Below are 6410 nucleotides of genomic sequence, written 5' to 3'. Positions count from 1 at the left end.
CTGAGACCTTTTGCCTCGGCATCCAGGGCATCGGGCGGCGAGTCGGTCGCCGGTGTGAGCCGCTGCTCTGTCCCACCAGCGCCGATCAGGGTCACTTTTGAACGATCGTGATCGATCCGACTATTGAACTGCAGATGGATCGGCACATTGCCGGCAGGCATGACCGCGTCGGCCGCGGGCGACGACTTGATCACGATGGCGTGCGCCGTGGCCTCTTGGAGAGAAAGCAAGAGAAGGAGCAGTGCCGAAAACGGTAATTGAATTCTGGGTCTCATGCGCGGCGGACTATTCGTGTGGAGAAGGCATGTAGTCTTTTCGGCGGTTCTCATGACCAAGCTTACTGACGTGGCTGTACGAACCAGTCCCATATCGCGATTGACATGCGTTCGTTGAATTCGGCGTCAACTATCCACTGGATATCGGGTAAAGACCGCGTGAACTCAGCGAAGGAGCGCCGAGCCGATTGGGCGGGAAACTCCGCTCACCGCATCGAAATGCGAAAAAATGATACGACATCGTTTTGTTAAGTCAAGCGCATTCCAACCGCCGCGGCCTTGAAGCAGCTAGCGTGACGCTGCCGGCACACAGGATATATGGCGCACCGTTTGACGGCTCAAACAACGGTACGCCAAACCACACTTCGGTTACGGATGTAGCCGCTCAGTCCGCGCGCGTCATGATCCGGTAGCAGAGCTAGCCAACATTTGACAGCACAGGGATCGACGAGCGGCGCACCGCAAAGCTGACGGAGCGCCTCATGAAGAGCTCTATCTGAGATCGGACGAAAGCCGGGTGCACGGATGATGTTTTCGGATCTAGCGTACTACCTGTTCACGGTCTTCAACGCTCTGCGGGTCATTTCCTATCTGCCGCAGATCTACAGGATCGCGCACGATACCAATGGTGCCTCAGCCATTTCCTATTCGACCTGGTTTCTCTGGACTGCCGCGAACGGATCAACGGCCGTCTACTCCTTCTCCAATCTCGGGGACATCACGCTGGGCTTGACCAACGGGTTCAACGCGCTGTGCTGTGTGATCGTCGTCGCGCTGACGGCGTTCAAGCACCGCCAGTTTCAATCGCAGGTCAGGTAGGACTGCGAGAGTCGACCACACTTGGCGTCCGCGAGTCCCAATGCGCGGTTCGATGTCGGACAGCCTGAGCGCCGAGCGGCAATCCATTCCGACAAGCGAGCCATTGAACCTGCATCACTCCGATCGCGTTTGTCTTTGTCGGGAGCTGGTTCCGTCGACCGCTGCAGCTAGCGAGGCAACAGACCCTATGGCGCGCCACGACGAAAGCATTCGGTACATATTTTCTTTGAATCTCATCTCCTGACGTTACCATCCGTAAGTTGTGCAGCCCGATTGTCCGCGCGACTACCCGAAAGGGTAGTGGTATTGAATCAGCGATGATCTAAAGTTGTTCGCTGAATAGCGCCAACCGAAGCACTCAAGCGCAAAGACCTTACAAAGTTTTCCGGCTACCGGCGACGCAAGTCGCCGAACAGAAGGATTGTGCCGATGGCCTTCCGGTTTCTCGCAAGTGGCGTCACGGCGTCGGAGGCACTCGCGGCGACCGCGTTTCCTTAAACTGCAACAGATACGTCGCCTCAGCGTCTGAGGCTGGCACGCGACTGGAGAAATGCGATGCAGAACGCGAACGGAATCAGCACAATAGTCGATCGCCTCTTTTCACCTCTTGTCGCACCTCTCGGGATCCCCGAGCCGAAGAAGTCCGTCGGAATCCTGGTCGGCGCGACGGTCGCCGGCCAGCGCTATTATTTCCGGTTCGGACAAGTCGACCTGCATGAGGGCGGCACCGGTTCGATTGAGGACACCGTGGTCTTCATCGGCTCGAACACCAAGGTGTTCACGGCAACGCTTCTGGCGCTCGCGGCGTCGCAGACCTCGGCGACGCAGGACACCCGCGTCACCGATCTGCTGCCGTCCGACATCATCCTGAAACAGCCCCACGGCGACATCCTGCTCTGGCACCTCGCCACCCACAGCGCCGGATTCCCGACCCCGGTATGCGGGCAGCGGCCGGCGTTCGGCGACTATCCGCTCTCGTCGCTGGGCGCATTCCTGAACGACTTCACGCCACCCTATAAACCCGGCAGGCACTGGGTCTACAGCAATCCGGGCTTCGCGCTTCTCGGCGTGCTGCTGTCGCATGCCTATGCTGGCGGCAATAGCGCGTTCAACTGGGACGCGACGTACCAGAACTGGCCGGCGCTTGTGGTCGACCGCGTGACGGCGCCGCTCGGCATGACGTCGACGCAAGTCAATTCCAGCGCCGTGAAGGCGAAGGTCGCGCAAGGCTACAATTACGTCCCGCCCACGAGCCTGCCGCCGTCCTACAAGACAGTCGAGCCGCCGGACTGGGTGCTGACTTCGGCGGGGCTCGGCGCCGGCGCGCTGTCTTCGACGCTCGCCGACATGCTGACGTTCCTGGAGGCCGAAGTCAGTCCGCCGGAGGGACATCTTGGCCTGGCGATGAGACAGACCCAGAAGGTCCACCCGCCGTCCAACGTGCTGTCCATGGGGCTCGGCTGGCAACTGTCCAACGACTACTTCGACAAGAACGGCGGCTTCGACGGCTACGAGACCTACATGGCTTTCGATGCCACGCACAAGGTCGGCGTGTTCGTGTTCGGCAACACCAGCGGCGGCGCGGGCGACGTGATCACGACCAACGGGCGCATCCTGCTCGGCGAGCTGCGCGGCATCCCGGCGATGCCGTCGACATTTCCGACTCCGCACACAATCCCGCAATGCCCGTGAGGCCGGAGATCGCACCATCGCGATCCCGACACGGTTTCTCATCGAAACGGAGCCTGACACCATGACGGATCATCGAGACCTATCGCTTCTTCAAGACAGCGCGTTGCCGAAGCATCTGCTGCAGGCCCGCGAAGCTGCAGCCGATCCCAATGAGGTGCAGCACGCCACGCTGCGGCTCGTGCCGCGCTGCGGCGACGAGGCTCTACTGGCGCGAGCGAGCGCGGCGACGAGCCAAAGCCGGTCCCGGCGCAAGACAGCGGAAGCCGTATCGCCATGACCGGTTCGCCGGCTGCAAGACCCCGCCGGGCGGCATGACCGCCCGGTCTCGTCCCGATCGTTCCACTTCACACAACGGAGGCTCTCATGTCGACGCAGGAAGCTGCTCTCAACGCCATCTTGAATCCAGGGTACGATCCGACAACCGCCGAGACCGGGCGCTCGATCCGGCCAGTGTTCGCCGGAGCGCTGCCCACATCTGCAACTGTCAATCCCGACTATCTGCCGCCACCGCAGGCTCAGGGCACGGCGCAGCACCAGGGCAGTCCGGGCAGTTGCGCCGCGTGGGCCTCGACCTATGGTCTTGCCACCTTCACCGCCGCTGCCGCGTCGAAGCAATCGCCGTCGACCGCGTCGCTGCAGGCGAGCCCGGCCCACATTTATATCCAAGTCATGAAGAGCTACGGCGTCAGCACCTGCAACGGCTCGCGGCTCAACTCCTATCTCGACCTTCTGACCCAGGCAGGAACGCCAAACTGGGCAACGGCGCCGTATTATCCGAGCTGCCCCGAGCTCTGGTCGAGCTATGATGCGAACCCGACCGTCGACGCGAGTTTCCAGATTCCCGGCTGGGCGATGGTGGACACGTCCGATCTCGATTCGATCAAGGCGGTGATCGCCAATGGCGGCGCGCTCTGCTACGGCACCGCGCTGAACGAGGGCTTCGGGAGCTACAACAGCACCTCGCCGAGTCCGATGACCGGCCCTTTCATCAAGGACAAGAGTCCGGACGGCAAGCTCGTCGGCCACTGCATGCTCATCATCGGCTACGACGACGACCAGCAAGCCATCCTGATCCAGAACAGCTTCGGCCCGGATTGGGGTCACCAGTGGAACGGCAGCGGCGGCTATATCTGGATGGGCTACAAGCTCTTCCAGTATCTGGCGCAAGGGAAGGCAATGTACGTCACGCCCTGATCGCCGGACGGGCGCTGGATCGCGACGGAGGAAGTGCTGGCACTGTGCCCGCCGGGCCTCCAAGCAGTAGCTCGACGCCGCCGTAGCCGCAGCGAAGGCCGCCTACCCGGCTTGGGCGGCCAACGGCGCGCACGCCCCCGCGTTCTATCCACGAACATCAAGGTACAACGGTGTCCTTCGCAGGCCTTGACGTATTGGAAATCCTCCTCGTACACAAGCTGCGCCATCGCTTGCGCGATTGGAAGCAGCAAGGCATCAGGCGATCGCCAGCGGCGCTGACGGCTCCATGCCAACCCCGAAACTGGCGCTTGATCCCCATCCCCCTTCGTCGGCCTCTTCCGAACGGTCTCACGAGCAACGATCCGGCCAAATTCCTCGTCCCTGATGAGTACGCGGTTTAGCGGCTCCAGTTCCTGGAGAACTCTCGGCTTGAGAGGCTTGCCCTTATACGCCTTGACGAATCCGCGAAACCACTCGCGCAGTTTGCGCGCTTGAGCCGCAACTGCATCAAACTCCCCCGCTACCGCCCTTCTGCGCAGATCAGCGACGACCTCGGGCGGCACCAAATCGGCTTGCAGAAGCCATAAAATCAGGCCCTCGCCCGATCCGAGCCACTCAACCTCAATATCCAAAGGAGTTGCGAGCGTGTTCAGAAAATCCAAACCCACGGAATCCGCAACGAAGATGGGAGCAGGACGTTGATCAGCCATGAGAGTCACCCTTGGACCGCAACCAACAGAGTAACCATCGAAGTCGGTGTCGACAAGTTACCAATATGACTGGCTGTCCAGACGAGTGGCAGCTTCCAGGAATCGAAAGAGTGGCCGATGTGCAGGCCTCAAAGGGGCTAGCGGACACAGCCAGATCTGCGGCCTAGTGCCCGCAGCCGATTAGCAAGCACCAGCCTGCCGAGCCGCCGCCGATGATCACACCGTCAAGATGCAGTTCGTCGATCGCTAGACAGTACCGCAGTTCTGATAGATGTGCTTGATCTCAAGGAAGTCGATCAGCGCATCGTAACCGTGCAGCCGGCCTAGTCCGCTTCGGCGGTATCCACCGGTTTCCGCTTCGGCAAACAGCCTGTTATGGTCGTTAATCCAGACCGTGCCATTGCGCAAAGCGCGTGCGACGCGCATCGCGCGCTCGCCATCGTGGGTCCAGACGCTGGCGGAGAGGCCGTATTCGCTGTGGTTGGCGCGGACAACCGCCTCCTGCTCGTCCTCGAACCTCTCCAGAACGACAAACGGGCCAAAGATCTCCTCCTGCACGAAGAATGCCGAAGTATCGCGATGCTCAACCAGCGTCGGAGTCAGGAAGAATCCGTTGGCCAGATCGCCGTTCGGCCGTCCGCCACGCAAGACAACCTCATCCGCCGCAGCGATCGCATTCTCGATCCTGCGCGAGACTGCGGCAAGCGACGCCGCATCGATCAGCGGACCCATGTCCGTCTCTGCTGACAGGCCGGAGCCGATTTTCAGGTTTGTGAGAGAGGACCGCAGCGCCGCCTTCATCTCCTCATAACGCGACGCATGTACCAGAACACGCCGCGCCGCCGTGCACTGCTGTCCGGAGATGATGGTCGCAGCAGCAGCGAGCTTTGGCGCCACCGTCGCGATATCTGCATCCTCAAAGACAAGACAGGCCGACTTCCCGCCGAGCTCAAGCGACAGTTTCTTCATCGTCGGCGCAGCCGCGGCCATGATCCGTTGCCCGGTCGCATTCGAGCCGGTAAAGCTGAGCACGTCGACCTCGGACGAAGTGACGAGATATTCCGCCACCTCGTGCCCCTGCTCGTTGACGAGATTGACGACGCCGGCAGGAAGCTGCTCGACGTCGCTCAGGCACTTGATGATCTCGGCAGTAACGAGAGCTGTCTGCGGCGCAGGCTTGATCACCGCCGTGCACCCAGCGGCAAGGGCCGGCGCCAACGCGCGGATAAGCAACACCGCGGGCGCATTCCACGGAATGATCAGGCCGGCAATGCCTGCCGGCTCCCTTAGCATCGTCGAGAACGTCCCCGGCTCGACTTCGAGAACGTGGCCCGGGATGTGACGCGTCAATCCCGCGTAGTAGCGAATCTCCGAGACGCTGGCCGCGATCTCGCCACGCGATTGTGGCAGTGGTTTCCCGTTCTCCAGCGTGAGAAGGCGCGCCAGCTCCGCACCGCGCCGCTCCATCCGGTCTGCCCATTCCAGCATGACCAACTGGCGAAGCCGCGGATTTTGCGACCAGCTCGGACGCTCGAACGCACGACGAGCGCTCGATACGGCCGCCTCCGCGTCCTGCCTTCCTCCGACCTCGAAACGGCCGATCACGGCTTGATTGGAGGGATCGATGCTAGGAGCCGCTTCGCCGGACGAGGCTTGCTGCCAATGGCCTCCAATCAGATTGCGCGCATGAAGAGACATTATCTAACCCATACTTCAGTGA

7 protein-coding genes are annotated in these 6410 nt (G+C 61.5%); 4 read left to right on the top strand and 3 right to left on the bottom strand.

Features of this window, described 5'->3' with window-relative positions; genetic code table 11:
• Positions 1 to 194: copper resistance protein CopC (locus tag CWO89_RS16865; protein WP_349644886.1), on the bottom strand; the 194-nt coding region annotated here is incomplete at its 3' end.
• 609 nt (positions 195 to 803) lie between these two features.
• Here CWO89_RS16865 and CWO89_RS16860 point away from each other — a divergent pair.
• From CWO89_RS16860 to CWO89_RS16845, 4 genes are all read left to right on the top strand, one after another.
• Positions 804 to 1094, top strand: a complete 291-nt coding sequence (locus tag CWO89_RS16860; RefSeq protein ID WP_130579905.1) for a hypothetical protein — start codon at positions 804 to 806, stop codon at positions 1092 to 1094.
• Between the two features lie 555 nt (positions 1095 to 1649).
• Positions 1650 to 2786 (top strand): serine hydrolase domain-containing protein, encoded by a 1137-nt coding sequence (locus CWO89_RS16855; RefSeq protein ID WP_130579904.1) that lies wholly within the window; start codon positions 1650 to 1652, stop codon positions 2784 to 2786.
• Between the two features lie 61 nt (positions 2787 to 2847).
• A complete protein-coding gene (locus CWO89_RS16850; protein WP_130579903.1) occupies positions 2848 to 3063 on the top strand; it encodes a hypothetical protein in 216 nt (71 codons plus the stop codon).
• 86 nt (positions 3064 to 3149) lie between these two features.
• Positions 3150 to 3980, top strand: a complete 831-nt coding sequence (locus CWO89_RS16845; protein WP_130579902.1) for a C1 family peptidase — start codon at positions 3150 to 3152, stop codon at positions 3978 to 3980.
• On the opposite strand, the gene CWO89_RS16840 is transcribed toward CWO89_RS16845, so the two are convergent.
• Positions 3926 to 4690 (bottom strand): CGNR zinc finger domain-containing protein, encoded by a 765-nt coding sequence (locus CWO89_RS16840; RefSeq protein ID WP_130579901.1) that lies wholly within the window; start codon positions 4688 to 4690, stop codon positions 3926 to 3928. The genes CWO89_RS16845 and CWO89_RS16840 overlap by 55 nt on opposite strands.
• A 246-nt stretch (positions 4691 to 4936) precedes the next feature.
• Positions 4937 to 6388 carry an aldehyde dehydrogenase family protein gene (locus CWO89_RS16835; protein ID WP_165421194.1) on the bottom strand — a complete coding sequence of 484 codons (1452 nt, stop codon included), beginning with the start codon at positions 6386 to 6388 and terminating at the stop codon, positions 4937 to 4939.
• Between the last annotated feature and the right edge of the window lie 22 nt (positions 6389 to 6410).

It is taken from the genome of Bradyrhizobium sp. Leo170 (assembly GCF_004296405.1).
GTDB lineage: Bacteria > Pseudomonadota > Alphaproteobacteria > Rhizobiales > Xanthobacteraceae > Bradyrhizobium.
This window is presented reverse-complemented; position numbering and strand designations above follow the sequence as displayed.